The organism is Photobacterium sp. 2_MG-2023 (genome assembly GCF_030547675.1).
Lineage (GTDB): Bacteria > Pseudomonadota > Gammaproteobacteria > Enterobacterales > Vibrionaceae > Photobacterium > Photobacterium arenosum.
The window spans coordinates 1-617 of record NZ_JAUOQQ010000064.1 but is presented as its reverse complement, the minus strand read 5'-3'; the positions used below and the strand labels follow the sequence as shown (position 1 = coordinate 617).

The window sequence follows — 617 nt, the reverse complement described above, 5'->3', positions numbered from 1 at the left end:
TGGCTATCTCAGCCCTGAGAATTTTGAATTGAAGAACAGTGCTTAGCTAAGTGTCCAGAGTTAGTGGATCAGATCACCCCGCTTAGCTGACGGTAACCATTATTAGTGGCAAAATAGTAGTGTTGGCCACGACTTCGGGCAGCATATTCCCATTGTGCTTCGGTGGGTAAGTCGAAGGGGATTGCACTGATATGACCGAGCCACTGGCAATAATCTTTGGCTTCCTGCCATGCTTTGGCACTAGCTGGATAGTTTTTTCTTGTGGTTATTAGCAGTTTGTATCGTTCAGAATCCCGTTGAACAATCGACCCATCACGCGAATTCTCTTTGGCCACAGGTAATCCATTAATCAGGCGCATCCACTCCATATCAATAAATCGCGTTTCAAATTTAGCGATTGAGTAGGCATCGAGTGTGACTTTATGCAAATGATTAGCACCTGTCTCCTGACTAAACGGTGAACTCAAGCATTCAGCATCCGGAGACCAGTCCATCCGTTTGACTGTACGGCTGGGGATTTCACAAGGGGCACGAAAATCGCCCATCTCAAAACTACCGCCTTCAACAAACACCAGATTCTCGATGGCACGTACCACCACGTCGGCGGCGTTTTGTTT

The 617-nt window shown here is 47.0% G+C and carries 1 pseudogene; it reads right to left on the bottom strand.

The annotated features are described in order from the left end of the window. Positions 1-83: 83 nt before the first annotated feature. A pseudogene (locus tag Q4491_RS21470) lies at positions 84-617 on the bottom strand (formylglycine-generating enzyme family protein); the annotation flags it as partial.